This window comes from Acetivibrio saccincola (assembly GCF_002844395.1).
Classification (GTDB): Bacteria; Bacillota; Clostridia; order Acetivibrionales; family Acetivibrionaceae; genus Herbivorax; species Herbivorax saccincola.
Window position 1 is genome coordinate 2389194 of the sequence record NZ_CP025197.1, and the last position, 24547, is coordinate 2413740.

18 protein-coding genes are annotated in these 24547 nt (G+C 35.4%); 9 read left to right on the forward strand and 9 right to left on the reverse strand.

Annotated features, from left to right (window positions below; translation table 11 throughout):
- Positions 1-2: 2 nt before the first annotated feature.
- Entirely contained in the window at positions 3-1256 is a 1254-nt protein-coding gene (gene ylbJ, locus HVS_RS10750) for a sporulation integral membrane protein YlbJ (RefSeq protein ID WP_101302205.1), read from the forward strand.
- On the opposite strand, the gene HVS_RS10755 is transcribed toward ylbJ, so the two are convergent.
- Positions 1179-1937: a 4'-phosphopantetheinyl transferase family protein gene (locus tag HVS_RS10755; protein WP_101302207.1), complete on the reverse strand. Its 759-nt coding sequence runs from the start codon at positions 1935-1937 to the stop codon at positions 1179-1181. The two genes, ylbJ and HVS_RS10755, sit on opposite strands and share 78 nt — an antisense overlap.
- Positions 1938-2226: 289 nt before the next feature.
- Between HVS_RS10755 and HVS_RS10760 the strand changes: the two genes are divergently transcribed.
- From HVS_RS10760 to HVS_RS10770, 3 genes are all read left to right on the forward strand, one after another.
- Positions 2227-3681, forward strand: a complete 1455-nt coding sequence (locus tag HVS_RS10760) for a glycosyl hydrolase family 18 protein (protein ID WP_101302210.1) — start codon at positions 2227-2229, stop codon at positions 3679-3681.
- A gap of 322 nt (positions 3682-4003) precedes the next feature.
- Entirely contained in the window at positions 4004-4246 is a 243-nt protein-coding gene (locus tag HVS_RS10765; protein WP_101302212.1) for a hypothetical protein, read from the forward strand.
- A gap of 47 nt (positions 4247-4293) precedes the next feature.
- Complete coding sequence (locus tag HVS_RS10770) at positions 4294-4956, forward strand: hypothetical protein (RefSeq protein WP_101302214.1); 663 nt, start codon at positions 4294-4296, stop codon at positions 4954-4956.
- 119 nt (positions 4957-5075) lie between these two features.
- On the opposite strand, the gene HVS_RS10775 is transcribed toward HVS_RS10770, so the two are convergent.
- On the reverse strand, positions 5076-6362 hold the full coding sequence (locus tag HVS_RS10775) for a Glu/Leu/Phe/Val family dehydrogenase (protein WP_101302216.1): 1287 nt from the start codon (positions 6360-6362) through the stop codon (positions 5076-5078).
- A gap of 502 nt (positions 6363-6864) precedes the next feature.
- Here HVS_RS10775 and nifJ point away from each other — a divergent pair.
- On the forward strand, positions 6865-10419 hold the full coding sequence (nifJ, locus tag HVS_RS10780; protein ID WP_101302218.1) for a pyruvate:ferredoxin (flavodoxin) oxidoreductase: 3555 nt from the start codon (positions 6865-6867) through the stop codon (positions 10417-10419).
- Between the two features lie 109 nt (positions 10420-10528).
- On the opposite strand, the gene HVS_RS10785 is transcribed toward nifJ, so the two are convergent.
- From HVS_RS10785 to HVS_RS10815, 7 genes are all read right to left on the reverse strand, one after another.
- Positions 10529-11950 carry an ATP-binding protein gene (locus tag HVS_RS10785; RefSeq protein ID WP_235827691.1) on the reverse strand — a complete coding sequence of 474 codons (1422 nt, stop codon included), beginning with the start codon at positions 11948-11950 and terminating at the stop codon, positions 10529-10531.
- Positions 11951-12228: 278 nt separating this feature from the next.
- The gene (locus HVS_RS10790; protein ID WP_101302220.1) at positions 12229-14934 is read right to left on the reverse strand and encodes an ABC transporter permease; all 2706 of its coding nucleotides are present in this window, start codon (positions 14932-14934) and stop codon (positions 12229-12231) included.
- Positions 14931-15614, reverse strand: a complete 684-nt coding sequence (locus tag HVS_RS10795; RefSeq protein WP_101302222.1) for an ABC transporter ATP-binding protein — start codon at positions 15612-15614, stop codon at positions 14931-14933. Before HVS_RS10795 ends, HVS_RS10790 begins: the two co-directional genes overlap by 4 nt.
- 189 nt (positions 15615-15803) lie before the next feature.
- Positions 15804-16994: a M24 family metallopeptidase gene (locus tag HVS_RS10800; protein ID WP_101302224.1), complete on the reverse strand. Its 1191-nt coding sequence runs from the start codon at positions 16992-16994 to the stop codon at positions 15804-15806.
- A gap of 254 nt (positions 16995-17248) precedes the next feature.
- Entirely contained in the window at positions 17249-18127 is an 879-nt protein-coding gene (locus HVS_RS10805) for a sensor histidine kinase (RefSeq protein WP_242971548.1), read from the reverse strand.
- Between the two features lie 130 nt (positions 18128-18257).
- Positions 18258-18929: a response regulator transcription factor gene (locus HVS_RS10810; RefSeq protein WP_101302228.1), complete on the reverse strand. Its 672-nt coding sequence runs from the start codon at positions 18927-18929 to the stop codon at positions 18258-18260.
- 120 nt (positions 18930-19049) lie between these two features.
- Complete coding sequence (locus HVS_RS10815; RefSeq protein WP_101302230.1) at positions 19050-20708, reverse strand: class I adenylate-forming enzyme family protein; 1659 nt, start codon at positions 20706-20708, stop codon at positions 19050-19052.
- Positions 20709-21231: 523 nt separating this feature from the next.
- Here HVS_RS10815 and HVS_RS10820 point away from each other — a divergent pair.
- From HVS_RS10820 to HVS_RS10835, 4 genes are all read left to right on the forward strand, one after another.
- Positions 21232-22011, forward strand: a complete 780-nt coding sequence (locus HVS_RS10820) for an aldo/keto reductase (protein ID WP_101304244.1) — start codon at positions 21232-21234, stop codon at positions 22009-22011.
- A gap of 131 nt (positions 22012-22142) precedes the next feature.
- Positions 22143-23411, forward strand: coding sequence for a pentapeptide repeat-containing protein (locus HVS_RS10825; RefSeq protein WP_101302233.1), 1269 nt, complete (start codon positions 22143-22145; stop codon positions 23409-23411).
- Between the two features lie 11 nt (positions 23412-23422).
- Positions 23423-23623 (forward strand): hypothetical protein, encoded by a 201-nt coding sequence (locus HVS_RS10830; RefSeq protein WP_101302235.1) that lies wholly within the window; start codon positions 23423-23425, stop codon positions 23621-23623.
- A 129-nt stretch (positions 23624-23752) separates the two neighbouring features.
- Positions 23753-24547, forward strand: a complete 795-nt coding sequence (locus HVS_RS10835; protein WP_207654771.1) for an AHH domain-containing protein — start codon at positions 23753-23755, stop codon at positions 24545-24547.

The window sequence follows — 24547 nt, forward strand, 5'->3', positions numbered from 1 at the left end:
TCATGAATTTATTATCTTTTATTAAGAAAAATTCATATATAATATATATTAAATCTTTTTTTCTCCCGGCAGCATGTATTTTATTTATACTTCTTCTTATTGTTTTTCCAAATACAGCTGTAGAGTCAGCGGGCGAAGGTTTGAACCTTTGGCTTAAAACTGTATTTCCATCCCTTTTTCCCTTTTTAGTTGCATCGGATATTTTGAGTAAGACAGGTTTTGTAAAATGTTTAGGTATTCTTTTAGAACCTATAATGCGCCCTCTTTTTAATATCCCCGGATGCGCATCTTTTACCCTTGCCATGGGACTTAGCTGCGGCGCTCCTGTTGGTGCCAAACTTACTGCAGGTTTAAGGAATGAAAGACTTTTAACTAAAGTTGAATCTGAAAGACTTCTGGCATTTACAAATAATTTAGGTCCTCTTTTTATTACAGGTGCTGTGGCTGTAGGAATGTTTAAAATGCAAAGTCTTGGCTCCCTCCTTCTTGTATGCCACATTTTAGCAAGCCTTACTGTGGGAATATTGTTTAGATTTTATGGTAAAGATTTAGAGTGCAAAAGGATAAAGTACAGGGATAAAAATAATAAAAATTTAATTCAAAGATTTAAAATAGAATTAAATAATTCTTTAAACGGAAGCAACCTAAGCCTTCCTAAAATTTTAGGGGATTCAATCCAAAACTCACTTAAGACTATCTTAACTGTGGGAGGATTTATTACTTTTTTTTCAGTTTTTATAAATATTTTAATTGAAACGGGTTTTATTTCTTATTTATCAAATATTATATTTTCCATTTTGTATTCAACAGGTATAAATAAGGAAATAATAACAGCCCTTTTAAGCGGTTTTTTTGAAATTACAACCGGGGCGCATTTAGCAAGTAAAGCCGGCAGCCCTTTTATCCAGAAATTAATCTGTGTAAGTTTCATTATGGGCTGGGCAGGTATTTCTATTCATTTCCAGGTTTACAGCATGATAAGTAAAGCAGGTATCAGCTTAAAGCCGTACCTCTTTGGAAAACTTCTTCAAGGAGTTTTTGCTGCCATTTATACTTTCTTTGGGGCAAAATTTATAAGTCTTTCTTCTTCCGCCGTTCCTGTATTTAATTTTTTATACCCGGGCAGCACCCTTTCCTGGCATCAGCACTTTATTATCTCTCTCTTTAATGTTTTAGCATCAATTTCCATTATTTCGTTGATAGCTTTTATAGTTTTGTTTTTCACCCTTTTTAGAAAAATCTTCACAAAGGCTTAAAAATTCAGACAGTAAATATTCCCCTTCATCCATTTGAATGGTTTTAGGAAATTTAGGTGTTAAAGAACATATAGACAATCTATAGTGGTGGTCAATTTTATATCTTTTAAAAAAACAGTTTTTCAAATTATTTTGAGTCTCAAAAATTATCTCTTCATCTTTTATTTTAAAGGAAAATGAATCAAGGGGGATGTTTAATCCCCTTCCGTCTGCCTTTATATAGCTTTCCTTCAAAGTCCAGAGATCAAAAAAATATTTAAGCCTTTCACTCTCTTCTTTTTTGTATAAATCTTCCGCCTCTTCCTTTGAAAAAAACCTGTCTGCAATTTTAATATTTATATCCTTTATTTTCTCCACATCAATTCCTACAGGTTTGTCACTTACAGCACATACAACCCATTTTCCTGAATGGGATATATTAAAATGAAACTCATCATAATTCTCAAGGTAGGGCTTACCAAATTCGTTGGTTTTTAAAATTATTTCATCATTTGCTAATTTAAGCTTTGTCATAATTATTTTTCTTATCAACACTTCCCCAATCAGGGTTTTTAATGAGTCTTCATATCTTAAAAATCTCTTTATTTTCTTTTCTTTTTTTTCAGGAATATAGCATAAAGCCTTTTCATATAAATTTTTATCCACTTCATTTTTTAATTCCACGGCATAAACTTCAAGCATTCTTTCACCTCAAAAAAATAGTTTTAAAAAAACAGAAGTTTAATTTTTAAAAAGCAATATCTTATTTTTTCTATAGAATTATACCATATAGCAGCTAAAATCTGTACATGTGAATCTTTACATATGAAAATTTAAAAACAATCCTGTTTGTTTCAAAACATTGGATATGATATAATTATTTTAGGTAGCAGCACAATTCTCACCATTTCTATTTACTTTAATTTCTCATCAGTTTAAACTGCCTAATTTTTGGTATTTTGATTTTATCATTTTTTTAGGGAGGATAAAAATGAGAGCTATTGGTAACAAAAACTTTTTTCTATGTGTTTTATTTATATCTTTAATAATTTTAAGTTTCTTTTCTGTTAAAACTTATGCCCAGTCCAAAAACATAGTAGGATATTTTTCTGAATGGGGTATATACCTTGAAGACAATTATTACGAAGTTTCACATATCCCGTGGGACAAAATAACCCATATAAATTATGCCTTTGCCAAAATTGAAGACGGAAAAATAGCCATACATGATACATGGGCTGCCATTGAAAAGCCTTTTGGAGATGACACATGGGAAACCCCTGTAAGAGGGCATTTTGGACAGCTTATGAAATATAAAGAGCAATACCCCCACGTAAAAACCTTAATATCAGTAGGCGGCTGGACACTTTCTACATATTTTTCAGATGTGGCTCTTACAAATGAATCAAGGGAACTATTTGCCCAAAGCTGTGTTGATTTTATACGAAAGTATCAATTTGACGGAGTGGATATTGATTGGGAATACCCTGTAGGCGGAGGTATGTCTACAAATATAACAAGACCTGAGGACAAGGAAAATTTTACCCTTCTTTTAAAAACTTTAAGGGAAAAACTTGACGATGCGGGTAAAGAGGATGGAAAGCATTATCTTCTTACAATAGCAGCACCTGCCGGAAGTTCGGCAATTGGAAATATGGAACCTGATAAATTTCATCAGTACCTTGACTTTATAAACCTTATGACATATGACTACAGCGGTTCCTGGGAAAATACAACAAACCATTTGTCCCCCCTTTACACAAATCCTTCTGACCCTTCTTCCCCTTACAGGAAAGAGAGGGGGAATATTGACTGGACGGTAAATGAATATTTAAAACTAGGAGTTCCTGAACACAAACTAAACTTAGGAATACCCTTCTATGCCACAGGCTGGACAAATATAACCGGAAGTTCAGACGGGCTTTTTGGTACCTCTCATGAACCTTTAGGGACAAAACCATTTCACTACATAAAAGATTTATTAAATTTACCTGATTCATCATTTTTAAGACTTTGGGATGAATATGCCAAAGCTCCTTATATATGGAACAGCATCTCTTCCACCATGTACAGCTATATTGATGAAGAAGCTCTTCAAATAAGATTAGACTATGTGGAAGAAAAAAATTTAGGAGGCATTATGATATGGGAGTTAAGCGGGGACCATCCTAAAGAAGGCGGGGATACATTGACTACTTTAGTATATGATTTCTTTAAAAATTCATCTAAAGAAACCCTGTATGGAGACGTAAACGGGGATAACATTGTTAATTCCAGCGATTTGACCATTTTAAAAAGATATATTTTAGAGATAATAGACAGTTTCCCCTATCCCGAAGGATTAATAAATGCAGATGTAAACTGCGATGGGGAAATTAATTCAATAGATTATAATCTGATACAAAGATATATTTTAGAAGAAATCAGTAAATTGCCTGTAAATTAACTTTATAAACACTTGCTGTTTATAATATAAATTATATATATAGATATATACTTTAATTATAGATATATACTTTAATCCTTTAAAATTTCACACAGGCTAAAACTTAAGATTTCTCACAGGCTACAGCCTGTGTATTTTTTGTGCTTATAAAATGTTATTTTTGAAAATTTTTCTTGAAAATTCTTTCCACTTATTATATAATTATTTATGAAAGTTCATTTTTTAACTAAATCTAAACTGCACAAGTCTTAAAGTTACTACTTATCTTTTTTATCTCAAATTCCAAAAACTTTCCTTTGAAAAAAGACAAGGAGGTCTGTTTATGAAAAAAGGAACTGTAGGTATTTTACTAAAAACTTTGCCGTTTTTGGGAATTAGATTTGGCATTTATGTGGTGACTGCAATAGCTGCAATGCTGTGGCTGGGAATATTGATTTTTATCTCCGGCGCAATTGGCTCTCCCCAAGTGGCGGCTATTTTATTTTTACTAGGCATTGCAGGTATTTTTGGAATTGTAAAAGCGGCGGGACAAAAGCGGCGGGACACTTTGTATTATACTTTTTAAAGGCAGCACATATTGCAGTTATAACTGAATACTTAACAACAGGCAATATGCCTGAAAAGGGACAGGTTAAATACGGAATAGAAAAAGTTAAATCAAATATCGGTGCTGCTGCATCCGTTGCAGTTTTGGATATTCTAATAAGAGGAGCAGTACGACAGGTAATCCGGATATTTAACACTATTGGTTCTTTTCTGTCTATAATTCCTGGAGCCGCATTTATAATACGTCTTTTTAATTTAGTTGTAGAAACAGCATGCAATTACATTGATGAGTGCATTTTAGGATATATTTTTGTTAGCAGGGAAAACAATCCAGAGGCCAACATATGGAAAACCTCGGCAGATGGAATTGTCTTATATGCTCAAAACTGGAAAGCTATAGGTGTTGGTGCAGTTAAAACAGTTCTTATGCTGTGGGTATTAAAAGCTATTTTATATATAGTTTCTTTTGCCTTGTTTGCAAGTTCTTTGAATATGGGCTTTTTTGGTGTGCTGTTTATCGCCCTTGTTGTATGGGCTTTAAATAAAGCAATAATAGATCCTCTGGCAACTGTAAATATGGCAAAAGCGTATTTTGCCGCTATAGAACAAAACCCGGTACCAGCTGTAGACTTATACGAAAAAGTCTCCAATGCATCCAGCAAGTTTAGACAAATCCTTGATAATGCAGGAAGCGCAGCAGGCGGAATGGCACAACCTACAAATATATAGATAACCCATAAACAATTAAAAAGTATAGCCGGTTTTATTAAAATATAAGGCTTGAATGATTTTTAAGATCATCCAAGCCTTGTTTTTTTAAAGTTTAAATATACACGTCCTAGTTTTAATTATACCCATCCGCGGAGTTTTACAGCTTCAGCAACACGGTTAATGGCAATTACATATGCTGCATCACGCATGTACAAACCTTTTTCCTGTGCAAGGTTATGTACAGCATGGAAAGCAGATGTCATCTTTTGGTCAAGCTTTTCTAAAACTTCTTCCTTTGGCCAGAAATAATTCATATTGCACTGTACCTGTTCAAAATAACTGCATGTAACACCACCGGCATTGCATAAAAAGTCAGGGATCAGATAAATATTTCTTTCCTTAATTAATGCATCCGCATCAGGTGTAGTAGGACCGTTAGCACCTTCACAAATAACCTTTACCTGGCTACTTATTTTAGCAACCGTCTCTGGTATTATCTGGTTTTCTAATGCACATGGAAGCAATATGTCAACATCCTGGGATATCCATTCCCCACCGTCTAAAACTTCACACCCTAAATCTTTTGCTTTTTCTTTATCAATAGTACCAAAAGCATCTTTAATTTCTGCCATCTTTTCAATGTCTAATCCATCAAGTTTACGGAAAGTATAAGCTTTTTTGTCAACATTGTCCCATGATGATATGGCAATAACTTTTCCACCCATTTTTGAATACAGGCGGGCAGCATGCTCTGCAACATTACCAAAACCCTGGATGCTGGCAGTTGTTTTTGTTATATCAATATTAAGGACTTTTAATGCTTCCCTCAATGTATAAATCACACCATATCCGGTAGCTTCCCTGCGTCCTAGTGAACCGCCCATGCCCACAGGTTTTCCGGTAATTACTCCAGGATAATGGGCACCGGTTAGTGTCTCATATTCGTCCATCATCCAAAGCATATGCTGGGCATTTGTCATAACATCAGGAGCAGGTACATCTTTATTTGGACCTATATTTTTAGCAAGCTGTCTTATATATCCACGGCAGAGTCTTTCCTGCTCACTTTCAGATAAATTACGCGGATCGCAAACCACTCCGCCCTTGCCCCCGCCAAGTGGTATATCAACAACAGCACACTTCCATGTCATCCACATAGATAATGCACGGACAGTATCAATTGTCTCATCAGGATGGAAACGTATCCCGCCTTTAGCAGGTCCCCTTGCATCATTATGCTGTACCCTGTAACCTTTAAAAACTTTACATGAACCATCATCCATTTTCACAGGAATTGTAAAGTGAAATTCCCTGCTTGGCTGGCGCAGCAATTCACGGGTGGGTTCATCAAGTCCGATTAAATCTGCCACAGTGTCAAACTGTGTCTGTGCAACTACATACGGATTATAAGAGCTTTCACCCATTTTTTATCCCCTCGCTTTACTTAAAATTTCGCTTTTATTGTTTTATTGATTTATGGTAAAATTGAATAAAAGCATATTATAATTATACTTTTTTCATTTTTATTGTCAATGTTAATAAGGGAAATAATGGTGCATAAAATATTAATGACAGATTGCGGTAAATTAAGACAGTACTTTTCATTTTCAACAAATTAAGACTTTGTTTTTTTTTAAAAAAGTGCTAAAATAGAATGAGTTAAGAAAAGGTTTGTTTATAATTTAACATATAGGGCATATATGATTTATTTATAAGATAACATTATATGATTATGCCGTACTGATATGTTCTTTAAAAATATCTCCTAAAAACTTTATACTTAAAGGAAGGTATAATAAAAAACAAACACACCTTTATTCTTAACAATGTATTTTGTATACATTATCATGTATGCAAAATTTACAGTAAATATTTAAGCAAAATCTTTAGTATGAAATGTAAAACTATTAAAAGGGGGAATAAAAAATGGCAAGAAAAAAACAAACAATGGATGGCAACACCGCTGCTGCACACGTAGCCTATGCATTTACTGAAGTTGCTGCCATCTACCCAATCACACCTTCAAGTCCAATGGCTGATTATGTCGACCAATGGTCTGCTGCAGGAAGGGAAAATATTTTCGGTAACCAGGTAAAAGTTGTTGAACTTCAATCTGAAGCAGGCGCTGCTGGAACAGTTCACGGTTCTTTAGCTGCAGGTGCACTGACTACAACATTTACAGCTTCACAGGGGCTTCTGTTGATGATTCCAAATATGTACAAAATAGCCGGCGAATTACTTCCTGGCGTATTCCACGTGTCAGCACGTGCTGTAGCTACACATGCTTTGAGTATATTTGGCGACCACAGTGACGTTTATGCTTGCCGTCAGACAGGATTTGCAATGCTTGCTGAATCAAATCCTCAAGAAGTTATGGACTTAAGTGCTGTTGCACACTTAGCTGCAATTGAGAGCAGGGTTCCGTTCCTCAACTTCTTTGACGGTTTCCGTACATCCCATGAAATTCAAAAAATTGAAGTATGGGATTATTCAGATTTAAAAGAAATGTGCAATATGGAAGCTGTAAAGGCTTTCCGCAACAGTGCATTAAATCCTGAAAATCCAAAAATGCGTGGTTCACACGAGAACGGGGATATATTCTTCCAGCACCGTGAAGCATGCAACCCTTACTACAATAATTTACCTGCTATTGTTGAAAAATACATGGCAAAAGTAAATGAAAAACTTGGTACAAACTATGATTTATTTAACTACTACGGAGCACCGGATGCTGACCGTGTTATCGTTGCAATGGGCTCTTTCTGTGATGTAGTTGAAGAAGTGGTAGATTATCTAAATGCTGCTGGAGAAAAAGTTGGACTGATAAAGGTACGTCTATACCGTCCTTGGGTTTCTAATAGTTTCCTTAAAGTTCTTCCTAAGACGGTTAAAAAGATTGCAGTACTTGACCGTACAAAAGAACCCGGAGCATTAGGTGAGCCTTTATTCCTTGACGTTGCTACAACACTTCGTGAAGCAGGACTTAATGACATAGTTGTTACAAACGGACGTTATGGACTTGGCTCTAAAGATACTCCACCATCTTCTGTATTTGCCATTTTCACAGAACTTAATAAAGATGAACCTAAACCACGCTTTACAGTGGGAATAGTAGACGATGTTACACACTTGAGTTTACCGGAAGTTAAACCTGCTCCTATTACAGCGGCAAAAGGCACAGTTGAGTGTAAATTCTGGGGTCTTGGAGGAGACGGGACTGTGGGTGCAAACACCAACTCCATTAAAATTATTGGTGACCACACAGATAAGTATGTTCAGGCATACTTCCAGTATGACTCCAAGAAAACCGGCGGTGTAACTATCTCCCACCTAAGATTTGGAGATAAACCAATTAAGAGTCCTTACTATATAAATCAGGCTGACTTTGTGGCTTGTCACAATCCTTCATATATATTGAAAGGATTCAGAATGGTTCAAGAAGTTAAACCAGGCGGAACTTTCTTGATTAACTGTCAGTGGACTGATGAAGAATTAGGTGAAAAATTAGATGCTGATTCTAAAAAATACATTGCAGACAATAACATTCAGGTATACACAATAAATGCCATTGACAAGGCAATTGAAATTGGAATGGGTAAACGTACCAATACAATCCTTCAATCTGCATTCTTTAAACTGGCAAATATATTGCCTATCGAGGATGCTGTAAGATACATGAAAGAAGCAGCTAAAGCATCTTATGGTAAAAAAGGTGACGCAGTTGTTGAAATGAACTACAAGGCAATTGATGCCGGTGTAGATGCACTTCACAAAGTAGAAGTACCGGCTTCCTGGTCAAATCCTGAATCAGACGCTCCTGCTCCTGAAATTACAGGACGTCCTGAAACAGTTAAGATGGTTAAAAACCTAATGATACCAATTTCATTGATGAAAGGTGACGATTTACCGGTATCTGCCTTTGTGGATTATGCAAACGGAGAATTTGAACTTGGCGCTTCTGCATACGAAAAACGTGCTGTTGCAGTAAGCGTGCCTGAGTGGGATCCTGAAAAATGTATCCAGTGTAACAGCTGTGCATATGTATGTTCACACGCTACAATCCGTCCGTTTATGTTAGACGAGGAAGAAATAAAAGCTGCCCCATCTAATATAAAACTTGCTGATACAAGACCAAAGGCAAGCGAATATAAATTTACAATGAGTGTAAGTCCTATGGACTGTATGGGATGCGGCGAGTGTATCACTGTTTGTCCTAAGGATGCTATCAGGATGGTACCTAGGGAATCTCAATCCCATGAACAGCCAGTATTTGATTATTTAGTAGCAAATGTAAGCAAAAAGCCTGGAGTACCGGCGGCAACTACCGTTAAAGGATCACAGTTTAACCAGCCACTTCTTGAGTTCTCAGGAAGCTGTGCAGGCTGTGCAGAAACATCCTATGCTCGCTTAGTTACTCAATTATTTGGTGAACAAATGTATATATCCAATGCTACAGGTTGTTCTTCCATATGGGGAGGTCCTGCTGCTACCAGCCCGTATACAGTAAATAAAGACTCTAAAAAAGGTCCGGCTTGGGCAAACTCATTATTTGAAGATAATGCTGAGCATGGATTTGGTATGTACCTTGGACAAAAAGTTATACGTGAAGAATTAATTGCCAAAGTGGAAAAAATAGCTGCTTCAGATAAAGCTTCTGATGAACTTAAAGCTGCTATTGCTAAGTTCTTAGAAACTAAGGACAACACAAGGGATAACGCGCCTGCAGCAGATGCATTAATTGTTGAGCTTGAAAAGGCTGCAAATGCAGGATGTAACCTTGCTAAAGAAGTTCTTGAGAAAAAGCAATATCTGTCCAAGAAATCCATATGGATCTTTGGTGGAGACGGCTGGGCATATGACATTGGATTTGGCGGACTTGACCATGTACTTGCTACAGGTGAAGACGTAAATGTTATGGTATTTGATACAGAAATGTATTCAAATACAGGAGGTCAGACATCTAAAGCATCTACAATAGGTGAAGTTTGTCAATTTGCTGCTGCAGGTAAAGAAACTCCAAAGAAAAACCTAGCAGAAATAGCTATGACTTACGGATACGTGTATGTGGCACAAATTGCTCTTGGAGCGAACCCAGCTCAGGCTATTAAAGTAATTGCTGAAGCTGAAGCTTACAACGGACCTTCATTAATAATTGCCTATGCTCCATGTGAACTTCATGGAATTAAGGGTGGAATGAACCACTGTCAGACAGCAATGAAGAAAGCTGTGCAAAGTGGTTACTGGAATCTGTTCTCATTCAACCCTGCTCTTAAGGCTGAAGGCAAAAATCCGTTTACGCTTTCATCCAAACCGGGTGATGGAACTTACCAGGAGTTCTTAAACAACGAAATACGTTTCACACGATTGACACGCACATTCCCAGAACGTGCTGAAAAACTCTTTAATAAATCTGAAGCTTTAGCTAAAGAGCGTTATGAGCACTTACAGAGATTAGTTGAGCTTTATAAGCAAGAAGACTAATAAGGATTTATAAGTAAATAAAAAGGGAGCTTGTTGTATAAGCAGCTGAAAAACTGCTTGTACACAGCTCCTTTTTTAATACATAGTTTTTTTATGTCTTAATACACATCTAATTATTTAAAAATTCACTTCCCTCTAACCAATCAATAAACTGCTTTGCTGTCCTTGCAGACCTACCGTTGTACATAAGTTCCCATTTTATTGCTTCTTTTTGAAGCCAGTCTTTGTCTACATTAATGCCCCTTTTTTCTGCAAGACCCTCCACAATCTCCAAAAACTCCTTCTTGTCCGGTGATGAAAAAATCACAGTAATTCCAAACCTCTCTGAAAGTGAAAGCTTCTCTTGTATGGTATCTCTGGCCCTTACTTCATCATCAAGGCTGTCAGACTTTAAGCCCGCTCTCTCACTGAATTTCTCCTTAATAAGATGCCTTCTGTTGGAAGTGGCATAAATTAATACATTGTCCGGTCTGTTCTCTACCCCTCCCTCAAGGACTGACTTTAAAACGGTATAACTCTCTTCGGTATCTTCAAAGGATAGATCATCAACAAAAATGATAAATTTGCACTTTCTGTTTTTTACCTGTCTTATTATTGCAGGAAAATCCGTAAGATGCTTTTTTGAAACTTCGATAATTCTTAGTCCTGATTCACTATATTCATTTCCTATAGCCTTTACAGTTGATGATTTTCCCGTACCCCTGTCCCCATATAACAAAACATTGTTTGCAGGAAGCCCATTAACAAACTTTTCTGTGTTTTTTATCACATCAAGGCGCTGCTCCTCATAACCTATAAAATCTGATAAACGGATAGGGTCAGGGGATTCAATTCCTCTTAGGTATCCACCATTTTCCTTGCGCTCCCATACAAAAGCACTGTATCTGGCAAATATCCCACAGCCGTTTTTATAATAAAAGTCCGCAAGTTTTTTCACCTTTTCTCCCCATGTGCTATTCAGATAAAATTCATTAAATACATCATTGCATTGGACTGAAAATGTTTTTTTGCTGCACTTACTTTTCTTCTCAAACTCCCAAGAAGCAAGGCCATTTATTGCATCTCTTTGTAACCTGCTACCGGAAATTTTCTTTAAGGCAAATTCTTTAATTTCACCGGAAGTTATAGAAGATATGGCATAAAGACTGTCTAAATCCCTTGAAACTGCCTTTACCAATTGTTTATCAATATCCTCAAAACATTCTTTTTCTGCCAGCATAGAAAAGGGATTTTCATCAAATATAATTTTTTCAATTACATATTCTTTAAGTGTAGCAGTTGAATTTGATGCAATAAGTTCAATAAAAAACTCATTGTATAATCTTGTAAATACATTAAATTGTGGTTGGTCATTATTAATATAATCAATGAGTTTATATAATTTTTCAATTATCTTGTCTTCTAAAAATTTTCTATATACAGATAAACAATCAAAATTAAATAATAATTCTTCTAAATTCATTTGTACTATAAAACACCTCTCTTCAATGTCTGCCCATGATATCAATATTTTCTTTTCTTTGTTTTGCATTTAAATAACGCTCATATACATCCAGAACTTAAGATGTTTTTTTTGTATAATACACTATACTTACTTAAAAAATAATTATAATCTCTCCTTTATTTATTAATATAGTATTTTATAAGTGCCTAAACCTATTCTATATTTTTCTTTTAACTATTTCAACAATTACTTTAAAACCTGCCATTATGAAAGATAGAATAATACGCATTTGTAAACTTTTTAAAAAGACCAGTCATTTTATTGACCGGCCTTTTATAAATCTCATTAGTTAAATTCATTAAAAATCATATATTTTCATTTCTTAAAGCATCTATAGGATTATCATCTTTTATTTTTCTCATGGAATAAATCATTGTTGCAAAAACTACTGCAAAAACACTGCCTATGGCAATAACAACGCTATACCAAGGGACAAAGAATCCCGTCTCCCATCCTTCAATGATACTCCGGTAAATAAGATAGGTTACACCAAAGGATACAGGAATACCATACATCAACCCCTTAATTCCATAGAGCAGGCATTCATAATTCATCATTTTATTAAATCCCTTTTGGGTCATTCCTATAGACCTTAGCATTGCAAACTCCCGGCGGCGGAGGGCAATGTTTGTTGAAATTGTATTAAACACATTTGCCAGTGCTATCAGTGATATTAAAATTATAAATCCGTAGGAAAAAACATTAACAACGGTTACCAATGCTCTCATAGATTCCCCGTTTTCAGCAGCATCATACAGCCTTGAAACCGGTAATTCCTTTTCCTCTAAAATGCTGCACATTTTATTATATACAGACTTGTGATCATCCGCCTTAAAATACAATATTGCTTCCACACTTTCAATATTTCTGTCGGTGTAAGCTGAAATAGCACTGTAGGGGTACATAAATGTTATTGTATCTCCAAAGTTGTTATCCACACAAAATGGTTTTTCATCTGAAACAACACCAATTTTTAAATTTAATTCCTCAGTTGCCTCATCAAAGGTTAATTTCATCTCCTCTTCCCCATTTTCAGCATTTTCACTGCTAAAAAAGTAAATTGTCTCTCCTGCATCATCAGTATATTTTCCGTTGTAATAATACCCTTCTATTTTTTTAATCTGTCTCAATTTAATTTCTCCAATTTCTTCCTCTAATATATGGAATGTATAATATTTACTTTCATTACTATGTTTTGTAAAATCCCTAATAACAGCTAACGGCTCATCAGAATTTAAATATAATTCTTTATCATATGAATTTTTATTCAGAAACTTTTCATACGAGCCATTATCAATAAAATATATTGAAGCACTAAATTCTTCATGTCCTGACTTGTAGTAAGGATAGTTTTCCCCGTATATTTTTTTGCGGTAATTTATATATTCTTTACTTAGACTATTTACTGGAACTTCAATATTTTTATGCTCAAAATATGCATAACTGCTGTCTTTAACTCCTTTTACCCCGGATAATTCTTCAAACAACTCCTCTAATGAACACTTTTCACTAATGTCAGGCGTAAAGGTATAAATAATATCATATTCTTTCTCATCTATAACAGAATTGGTGCCCTTTGTAAGATATGCACAAAAACTACTGGCAGATATAAACAAAACCACACTCATAAAAAGGGAAACTACTGTAGCACGATACTTTTTCTTGTTGCGTTTAAAATTCTTCCTAGCAATCATACCTTCAAATCCAAACAGCTTGTAAGTAAGCTTTGAGGTTTTCACCTTTCCTGCCTTAATCTTAACGTCATTATTTTGCCTGACGGCATCAATGGCAGATAACTTTACGGCGCGTCTTGCAGGAATATACGCAGATATCAGCACTGTAATAAACCCTATCAGTACTGCGGCAACCACAGCACCTGCCGATACATATAAATGCAGTTCCACATTTGAATTATATTGTAAAAAAGACATAAATAAATTTCTTGTAAGTTTTAATGTTACCCCTATTCCTGCAATTCCAGATAATATGCCCAGCGGTATACCTATTATGCTTAAGATAAATGCCTCAAAAAGCACACTTCTTAACAGCTGCCTCTTGGTTGCACCTATAGATGATAAAAGGCCGAACTGCTTTGTCCTCTCACTTACGGATATGGAAAAAGCATTGTATATTAATGAAATTGAGCCAAACATTATAAGGGCAATTAAAACCCCGGCAAGTCCGTACAATACCTTATTAAAACCGATATCATCTGAAACACCGCTAAAAATAAGATAATCTCTGTTAGTTTCTCTTTTGTTTTCAGGAAAATTGGCATCTAAAAAATTATAAATATTTTTTATTTTTTTTACTTTGATATAGACATCATAATTGTCAGCACCGGCATTATCTGATAAAGTCAAAGCGGTATATCCGGGACCAACATAAGGTTCAAAGCTGGGACGTTCATAAAACCCCACCACGGTAAATATACGCTGTTCTCTTATCACCAATTCTTCAGTCTCTTCCATTCCGCCATTTTCACCATTCAGATATCCAACACTTTGATCCAGTTCAAAGCCATCGGAAATCCTGCTTCCAATATCCAGTAAAAGCTCATCGCCTATTGAATATTTTACACCGCCATTAGTTTCTAAATGTTGAGGAAGAATTATCTCTAGCCTGCTTTCCGGCATTCTTCCCTCTATTAAATTAACGGGCATTACATCCATAAAGGTTTTGTCCATTCCCCCGATAAAAAGATACGGCATATAATCATTCCGTGATTCTTCCAGCTTTGCATAACCGATATTTTGGAGCCATGTATAAGACTCTACATCGGGGTTTTCCTCTAATTCATCAATCTGTGCTTTTTTTACGTTATATGCCGCACCGTGCCAATCCCCGTCCTGGGAAATGGCCACATCCAGCAAAAAATTCTGTAGGCTTGACACCGAAGTGGTAACCGCCGTAATCATTGATGCAGATAAAATAATCCCTATAATAGTTACAATGGTTCTTATTTTATTTCTTTTGAGAATTTGAAGAGTTACTTTATTAATTATATTCACCTTCCAATCACCTCATCTCGGGTGATTTTTCCATCTTCAATGGCAATAATGCGCTGAGCCTGCAGGGCAATGTTCTCATCATGTGTAACTATAATCAAAGTTTGATTGTATTTCTTGTTTGAAAGTTTTAAAAGTTCAATAATCTCCTGACTGTTTTTTGAATCCAGGTTCCCTGTAGGCTCATCGGCAAGAACAACAGCCGGAGCATTTATTAATGCCCTGCCTATGGATACGCGCTGCTGCTGGCCTCCTGAAAGCTGATTTGGAAGATGATTTTCCCTGCCCTTAAGATTTAGCGTCTCAAGAAGTTCTTCCAATCTCTCATTATTTACTTTCCTGCCGTCCATAAGCACAGGCAGGGTAATGTTTTCTATAACATTTAGCACAGGAATAAGATTGTAAAACTGATATATAAGTCCAACTTGTCTTCTGCGGAAGACTGCAAGTTGTTCATCATTTTTTGCATAGACATCCTGACCATCCACATAAACCTTTCCGCTGGTTGGTTTGTCCACCCCGCCTAAAATGTGCAATAGTGTAGATTTTCCCGATCCGGAAGGTCCTATGATTGCTATAAACTCACCTTTTTTTACTGAAAATGTTACCCCGTCTAATGCCCTTACTTCATTTTCCCCTTTTCCATATGTTTTTGTAAGATTTTCTACTCTCAACAATTCCATAATGCCATTCATCTCCTATTTTTAGTTTATGCCATAATTATATCTTTCTTAAGTGACAGGGCAGTGACTTTAAAATAACAAAAACGTCACTTAAAACAGGAATTAAATTTATAAGTCAAAACCTAAATATTTTAAATATTTAGGTTTTGACTTATAAATACAGATATATATGGCTTGTTGGAGCAGTTTCTAAAATACAGGTATCAAACCTTTGCTATCTCCTGTTATACATATTCCACCCTCATTGGTGACTTTAAAAGTATTTTCAATTCCTACCATTCCAACGTTTTCAATGCCCTTTTTAGGTTCTAAAGCCAGCACCATACCCTCTTTGAGAGGCTCTTCAAAACCTTCTGCAATAACAGGCATTTCATCAACATGAAGTCCTATTCCATGGCCTAAAAACTTTACACTTCTTTTTTCAAAACCCATAAAATTTTGTTTAAATTCCTCGGAAAGACTACCCATTATATCTCTGTAAATATCAGCCGGAGCTATCCCTGGCTTTAACATTGATGCAATTTTGTCCTGTATATCAACGCAAGTTTTGTGCTGTGCCACCACCTCATCAGGAAGGGGTTTGCCGAACATATACGTCATTGTCTTGTCTGTATGATAACCTTCCACACCACAGCCAACGTCAACAAATACCAAGTCACCTTTTTTAAGTTTTCTTTCGTGGCTACCTAAAAGTGGTACTGCAGGACTCAGTCCATAATTTCCTCCAGGTCCATTAAAGTAGGTTGGGTAAATGGAACTTTCCCCAAAACAAATATGTCCGATAAGTATTTCTGTATCAAACATTCCAAAACGTGCTATTCCCTGATGCCCTTCTTCCACCATTATTGAATATAATTTCGTTGCAAACTCAACTTCACTCATTCCTTCTTCAAGAATTTCAGGTACACGTTCTTCCAGTATCTTTTTATGGATAGTTCCGCACCTTTCCATTATTTCCATCTCATAAGGACTTTTAACCGACCGTATGCCGGAAATCTGCCTGTCTAGAGATTTCACATTTTTAAAGGGAAAATACTTTTGAAACCTCTCATAAAAGCCAAGAGGTACAAACTCCGTCTCAAGGTATATGGTATCCGGGATGCTTGTAAAATTTTGAGCTGCATCCCTAAAACTTCTCATTGGTTTAATGTTAGGGAAAAGGGATTCATCCATGGCCCTTTCAAAGCTTCTTCTAACCCACAAGGTTGCCTCATCGTCCCGTGGGATTAAAAGCATCCCCTCCGGCATGGTGCCGGTAAAATAATAAAGGTTCACTTTACTAAAAATAACTGCCATTTCCCAGCCGGCATTCTGCTCATCCATTATCTTACGGAATCTTTCCATGCGGGATTTTAGCTCATCTAATGGTACCTTTTTCATTTATAACCTCCTAAAGTTAAAGAAATTATTTATATTTAAATGTTAGCCGAAATTCATAAGAATTATATCATACTAAATACCTACTGGCTACTTCCCTTTCCGGAATTATATATTTTCATTTCTCAACGCATCTATAGGATTATCCTTTTTAATTTTTCTCATGGAGTAAACCATTGTTACAAACACTATAGTAAAGACACTACCTATGGCATTTGCAATTCTTCTTCCCCTATGTCACTTAGAGCATTAGTATATTAAATTGTTTGTTTGTAAAACCTTACTGTAAATTTGGCGCCCCCATCCATTTTGTTTTCTGCTTTAACGGTACCATTTTGATTTGCAATAATTGTCCTTGCAAGGGCAAGACCTATCCCAACACTATGGCTGCCGGCATTTTTACCTTTATAAAACCGTTTAAATAAATGTGGTAAATCCTCCCTATCTATACCCGGCCCGTTATCACTTATTACAATCTCTGTATAAATAGGATTTTCTTCTGCCTGTATTGTTATTTTTCCGCCCTTTTGCGTGTTTTCCATACAGTTTTTTATTATATTCCCAATGGCTTCAACAGACCAGGACAAGTCTCCTTTATAGGTCTCGTCCCCGTTTATATTAACTTCAATCTGCTGCTCCCTAAGTTCTAAAGGTATTGCAATGGGTGCTATGGAAAGCTTAATCAGTTCAGAAACCAACACTGTTTTCCGCTGAAGAGTAACAGTGCCTGCATCTAATCTCGATATTTTAAGAAGTGCAGATATAAGCCACTCTATCCTTGAAAGCAGCATCTCAGTTTCATTTACAAGCTCCTGCCTTTTTTTATAGGGAAGTTCTTTTTTTGATAAAAGAGATAACAATATATTTATTGATGTAAGAGGGGTTCTGATTTGGTGGGATATGTCGGCAAGAGAGTCCGCCAGGTATACTTTTTCTTTTTTTAGCATTTCCGCCTGCTCTTTTAATCTTATAATAAGCTTTTGTACTTCATCCTGTAAAATTGAAAGTTCACCCTCTGAGTATTCATTTAAATCTATAAAATCTTTCCCGTGAAGGATTTTATCAATCTTATTGCTTAGTTGTGCAATTTTTGTATATCTTTTATATGTAATTATAAAATGGCTTAAAATAAACATTAAACATAGAATAAAAGTAAAAATGCCGCACTTATTTCCATATATAAAACTAATACCGGTAGCAAGGAATGTTAGAATAGAAAAAAATAAAAGGCTTTTTTTTATCTCAGGATTCCTAAAAAAACTCACATTACTCACCAACCTTGTATCCAAGCCCGCGAATGGTTTTTATTATTTTTGGATTTTGGGGGTCATCTTCTATTTTTTCACGCAGGCGTTTTATATACACAGTTAATGTATTGTCGTTTACATACTCCCCGGCAATGCTCCAAATTTCTTCAATGAGCCTGCTTCGGGACAAAACAATACCCTTGTTATTGATAAATACCAACAATAATCTATATTCCAACGCTGAAAGATAAATTTCTTCCCCGTTTTTTGTAACTAAACCTTTAACTGTATCTATGCATATATTATCAAGTTTTACTACCGGTATACTCTCCCCACTTCTTCTTAAAACATTTCTTATACGGGATAAAAGTTCCCTTGGACGAAAAGGCTTTATCACGTAATCATACGCTCCCATGTCAAGACCTGTCACTACACTGTATTCATCATCTGAAGCAGTTAAAAAAATAACCGGAGTACTTGTATTTTCCTTTACAGCTGCACAAACGGCAAAACCGTTTCCGTCCTTTAAAGATATATCCAGCAAAATCAAATCATACTTTTTCTTGATTATTTTCTCAATAGCTTCTTTTTGACCTGCCGCCCATTCCACTTCATAACCTTCATCGGATAAGTATTCAGTTAAATTGATTACAATACTTTCGTCATCTTCAACAATAAGTATCTTTGCCATAGGTCTCCCCTGTTTTATTATAATCCTTTCATATAATAAACTACTATTGATAGCTGTAATAATTTTCAGCACATAACTTCTATAGCAGCAAATAGAGATAAGGAGGCATTTGCCCCCTTATTATTTACATTGTTTTTTAGCTTTTTCTATTTCAACCTGGGCAGCAACTAAACAAGTTGCACCATACTTTTCCCTCAAACGCGGCTTTTCAATCTTACCTGTAGGATTACGGGGTACTTTGTCAAAAATAATCCTCCTCGGACGTTTATAACGGGGTAATTCCTTGCAAAAACTATTTATTTCTTCTTCCGTACACTCCATACCTGGCTTTAATTCTATAATGGCAGTTGCTATTTCACCAAGGCGTTTGTCAGGAAGACCAATAACCGCTGCATCTTTAATTGCATCATGGGAACGGAGAAAATCCTCAATTTGTACAGGATATATATTTTCGCCGCCACTTATAATTACATCTTTTTTCCTGTCCACCAGGTAGATAAATCCATCCTTATCCATTTTTGCCATGTCACCGGTATATAGCCAGCCATCTTTCAGTATTGCAGCAGTTGCTTTTGGATCATTATAATAACATTTCATTACACCTGGCCCTTTAACTATTAATTCCCCTACTTCTCCCTGTGCCACATCTTCTCCCTTTTCGTTGACAATTCTGGCCTCCCAGTTGTACCCTGGCTTTCCGATAGCCCCGACTTTATGAATATTTTCTATACCTAAATGCACACATCCAGGTCCGCAGGATTCACTGAGACCATAGTTTGTATCATATTCATGATTTGGAAAGTACTTTTTCCAACGCTGAATCAAACTTGGCGGAACCGGCTGTGCACCAATATGCATCAGCCTCCACTGGGAAAGCTGGTAGTCCTCCAACTTTACATCCCCTCTTTCAATGGCATCAAGAATATCCTGTGCCCAGGGAACTAAAAGCCATACAATGGTGATTTTTTCTTCAGACACTGTCCTTAATATCCAATCCGGTTTAATTCCACGAAGCAATATAGCTTTGCTGCCTGAAAGCAGACTCCCAAACCAGTGCATCTTAGCACCTGTATGGTAGAGGGGCGGTATACATAAAAAATTATCTTCACGAGTTTGACGGTGATGATTTTGTTCTGTATAACATGCTGACAATAAACTTCCATGACTGTGTAAAATAGCTTTTGGAAAACCGGTAGTACCTGATGAAAAATATATTGCCGCATCATCAGCGTCAGTTATATCAACCTGTGGAGGTTCTGAGGAACAGTTAGCAGTAAGGCGGTCATAACTTTCTGCAAAAGAAGGTCTGTTTTCTCCTGCATAAAGAAGCAGTTTTATTTGGGGTATTTCCTCATAAATATTCTCTAGACGTCCAATAAATTCAGGTCCAAAAATTAAAGCAGAGGATCCTGATAACTCCAGACAATATTTTATTTCCTCCGCTGTATATCTGAAATTTAAAGGAACTGCCACTGCACCAGATTTTAATATCCCAAAATAAATAGGCAGCCATTCTAAACAATTCATTAAAAGAATGGCTACTTTATCCCCTTTTTTAATACCTCTCTTTATCAGTAAATTAGCCAAACGGTTTGCTTTTTCTTCAAAAACACGCCAAGTCATATCCCGGCGGTATTCACCTGCAGGATTATTTTCTATAAGCTCATACTCTTTCCAAATTACATTGTCTCTCTCCTGAAGCTCTAAATTTATCTCAACTAAGCAAGTCTCATTTCCATACATATCAGCATTACGCGATAGTAGTTCAGTAATAGGCATTTCATTTCCTCTCCATTCTACCCTTATAAAATATTAATATTTATATAAAAAGCCGTACTACATGAGTACTACCTTTCATATTTTTATTTAAATATTACAAGTTTTTTTTAAATATTACAAGCCATGTTTTTTCACAAAATGCATTTTAAAAAATACATTTTAATTATAAATGATTAAATTAACTTAATCAATAGATTCTTATGATAAGCAAATTGCGTTGTAACATATTTTTATTGTGTATCAAATCAGCATTCCTCTCATCTTTTTAGGGGAAGGCTTTTTTGCACTGTTCTATGAGCTTGTGTTATTAATTGTTTTCAACATCGCAATTTGCTTAATAATTGCTTTTAAATCTTGCTTTTGGTTTTTAAATTTATATAACGGGGTATATAATAACAAAGTACCACATGTCAGTACCTTAATACATACTTTAGTATTTTTTTGTAACAATAATAGCCAGTACATTACTTTTTAAAAGGAGAGGATTAAATTGAAAACAGTTACTCTACACAACGGCGTTCAAATGCCTATAATAGGTTTAGGTACCTACAGGCTGGAAAATAGCGAAGCTACCTCGGATTTAATTGTAAAAGCACTTGAAATTGGATACAGACATATTGATACAGCATCTGCATATGGAAATGAAGAGGCTATTGGAAAAGGCATTAAAAAAAGTACTGTTCCAAGAGAAGAAATCTTTCTTGTATCAAAAGTTGCCAACCCGGACCAGGGATATGACAGTACAATAAAATCATTTAATGAATCTTTAGAAAGACTTCAAACAGATTATCTTGATTTATATTTAATTCACTGGCCTAAAGAATTAAGCAATGAAACCTGGAAGGCATTTGAATATTTATATGAAGAAAAGAAAATAAGGGCTATAGGTGTCAGCAATTTTTTAATAAATCATTTAGAAGATTTACTGCCAAACACAAAAATAACACCTATGGTAAATCAGGTGGAATTTCACCCCTACCTTATACAGCCGGAACTTTTAGATTATTGTAATAAGAAAAATATAAAAATCGAAGCCTGGAGCCCTCTTATGAAAGGAGAAATTTTAAATATTGATTTAATTGATAAACTGGCAAAGAAATATAATAAAACCCATGCACAAATTGTACTTAGATGGAATATCCAAATGGGTATAATTACAATTCCTAAGTCAGCCAATATAGATAGAATTAAATCTAATTTAGAAATATTTGATTTTGAACTTTCTAAAGAAGATATGTTGAGTATAAATAAACTTGACAGAGGTTACAGGGTGGGTCCCGATCCAAACAACTTTGACTTTTAAGTTCATGGCCGCCGGCACTTTACCTGGCGGCTATTTTTACGTTAATCAATCTTCTGAAAAAAATTGAAACCCTGTTTATATATTGATATGCTATAAATGGTAACATTTTCATTAAAAAGGGGTTGAAAATTGTGGAAAGGTCTGAAGCATTGAAACATTTTGAAGAGGAATATATCAATCCGTACGTTCGGGAGATGAAAAAAAATATAGAAAAATATATAGATGATCACAGAAAAGAATTGACGGAAGCTTTTGTAGAGAATTTCCGTACACTGTGCAGAAAGATAAAAGAAATGCAAAAAGAAGGCAGAAAGGGAAAGATAGCATATATAACCTATTCCTTTAACATACATAATTTGCAGAAGGAAAGCAGGGATTACGTGGTACAAGCATACGGAAGCGAATGGTTTTTAGAAGAAGGAGAAGAGTGTAAAATTTCATATAACGTAGGATGGTTATATGACTTTTTGGACGATTTTTACGGGAGATTGTTTGAAATAAGCAAAAAATATATGAGCAATATAAACGCTTCGGATATGGATCAAGTATGGAAGAAAGGTGTTATACACTGTGACGTAAAGCTTTTGAACTTCACTAAAAGAGCAATAAAAGAGGCGGTAAAGACTGAAGAATTTAAGGCGTTAGACAAGGAAGAGGTACTGGAAATAAGGCTGGGACAGGAAAAAGGATATAATGAAATTATTTATAAAATGGATACAAGGGTGAAGGATTCAAAGAAGATAAAGGAATGGCTGGAGTACGGAGAAAAAAATTATTCTTATTCAGTTCTTCAAAATCTGGATTTGTCAGGTGGAAATTATAAAGGAATAACCTGCCATAACGCTGATTTTTCCGGCAGCAACCTGTCTGATTCAAATTTTGAGGGTGCAAGTCTTATTGAAAGTGTATTTGTTAAATCAATTATTAATGGTGTGAATTTTTATAGAAGTAGTCTTCCTGAAACTGATTTTAGTGATACCGTATTAGAAAACTCCAATTTCCAAGAAGCTGGTTTAAGACTTGCAATCTTAGCCAGGGCACAATTTATGAATTGTAATTTGAATAATGCAAAGCTTTATAGTTCAGATTTATCCTATTGTACTTTTAAAAACTCTTTCTTAACAAATACTAAATTTTATGAAACAAATCTTGAGAATGCTGATTTGAGTGGAAATAATTTTATGGGAGCGGTTTTTTTCCGTACCAAACTAATAGGCGCAGATCTATCCAATGCAGATTTAACCGGAACTGAATTTATTAATATAGATTTTACAACCTTTAAATTTGATAATGCTAAGTTTGCCAATAACAAAGTAAAAGAAATTAAGGTTTATGAAAAGGATTTGTACCGTCTTAATCTATCTGAAGAACAATTAGAAGAAGTTACTGTTGTTAAGTAGGGGGTAATGCTGTGGGTGGATCAAAAGCAGTTATCGGAGCTGAGAAAGCTATTTTAAAGGATGATATTATTAAAACCGTTGAACAACGGTATCAAAGAGTTAAAGCAGAAAAAGCTAGGATGATACAGGAATGGAAAAATAATCTTACAGATTTGACCAGCGATGCAAAAGAGAAAGTTGAGACGTATGAAGGCATAATTACTGAACTATAATTTGAAATTAATAGTGGCATTAATGTTGAAGAAAATGAAAAGAAAATAGCAGAACTAGAAGAAAAAATAGATAAATTGGAAGAAAAAAAATACACGGATGCAGATTTAAAGCAAGCGGAAAGGAAAATTATGAAAGATATTATGGTAAAAGAAGAAGGAAGTTTCTGTCCCTTTTGTGGCGAAAATTTCGGCAGCTCGGACGGAGTGAAGCAACATTTATGTGAAAAAGAAAAAGAAGCATTTACCGATAAAGATTTGGAAAAAATGAATACCCCCTCTGAAAGAAGCGCTAACTATGCTGAGAATTATAAAGCCGAACACGGCACCAACAGGTTTACCGTCAATGTGCCTTTGGAGGAATTTGACAATAATCAATTAGAAATTGATATAGGAGAAGAAATACACCACCTAATATCCGTTGGTCCTTATGCTTTTACCCTCAGAATAAACAGATTGGGAAACTATTTCGGTATTGATATAAATTCCACCGACAACTTGATAAGTGCTCCCTCGGTTGATCCCGTTGCATTTAAGAAAAAACACGGCATGGCTTTTTCGGATTTATCGGACAAGAGTAAATATGATATAGCGGCAGCAGCAATTGAAAAAAGTAAAATCCAGTATCATAAGGGAAATCATGATTTTGAACCTGAAAAGGGAATTCCCAGTTACGAAAAAAAACTGGTACAGGATTTAGCTGAAATAGAATATGAGATTTTGGCAAAGAGCAGAAAAGAAGGGTGTTTGGGTCAAACTCCGGAAGGAAGGGAAGAAGCTAAGAATCTCATAGATAATAAGCTTAAAGAATTACAGGAAAAAATAAAGTCAGATATAACGGATTTTGAGCCGTCGCCGGACGGCAAACAGATAGTTGAGAGATTTTTGGCAAAAGAAGATTATAAATACCATACGGGGAAGGGTTAA

Coding starts and splice junctions, on each gene's coding strand:
- ylbJ (WP_101302205.1), top strand. CDS start 3: ATGAATTTATTATCTTTTATTAAGAAAAATTCATATATAATATATATT.
- HVS_RS10755 (WP_101302207.1), bottom strand. CDS start 1,937: ATGCTTGAAGTTTATGCCGTGGAATTAAAAAATGAAGTGGATAAAAAT.
- HVS_RS10760 (WP_101302210.1), top strand. CDS start 2,227: ATGAGAGCTATTGGTAACAAAAACTTTTTTCTATGTGTTTTATTTATA.
- HVS_RS10765 (WP_101302212.1), top strand. CDS start 4,004: ATGAAAAAAGGAACTGTAGGTATTTTACTAAAAACTTTGCCGTTTTTG.
- HVS_RS10770 (WP_101302214.1), top strand. CDS start 4,294: ATGCCTGAAAAGGGACAGGTTAAATACGGAATAGAAAAAGTTAAATCA.
- HVS_RS10775 (WP_101302216.1), bottom strand. CDS start 6,362: ATGGGTGAAAGCTCTTATAATCCGTATGTAGTTGCACAGACACAGTTT.
- nifJ (WP_101302218.1), top strand. CDS start 6,865: ATGGCAAGAAAAAAACAAACAATGGATGGCAACACCGCTGCTGCACAC.
- HVS_RS10785 (WP_235827691.1), bottom strand. CDS start 11,950: ATGCAAAACAAAGAAAAGAAAATATTGATATCATGGGCAGACATTGAA.
- HVS_RS10795 (WP_101302222.1), bottom strand. CDS start 15,614: ATGGAATTGTTGAGAGTAGAAAATCTTACAAAAACATATGGAAAAGGG.
- HVS_RS10800 (WP_101302224.1), bottom strand. CDS start 16,994: ATGAAAAAGGTACCATTAGATGAGCTAAAATCCCGCATGGAAAGATTC.
- HVS_RS10805 (WP_242971548.1), bottom strand. CDS start 18,127: ATGTTTATTTTAAGCCATTTTATAATTACATATAAAAGATATACAAAA.
- HVS_RS10810 (WP_101302228.1), bottom strand. CDS start 18,929: ATGGCAAAGATACTTATTGTTGAAGATGACGAAAGTATTGTAATCAAT.
- HVS_RS10815 (WP_101302230.1), bottom strand. CDS start 20,708: ATGCCTATTACTGAACTACTATCGCGTAATGCTGATATGTATGGAAAT.
- HVS_RS10820 (WP_101304244.1), top strand. CDS start 21,232: ATGCCTATAATAGGTTTAGGTACCTACAGGCTGGAAAATAGCGAAGCT.
- HVS_RS10835 (WP_207654771.1), top strand. CDS start 23,753: ATGAAAGATATTATGGTAAAAGAAGAAGGAAGTTTCTGTCCCTTTTGT.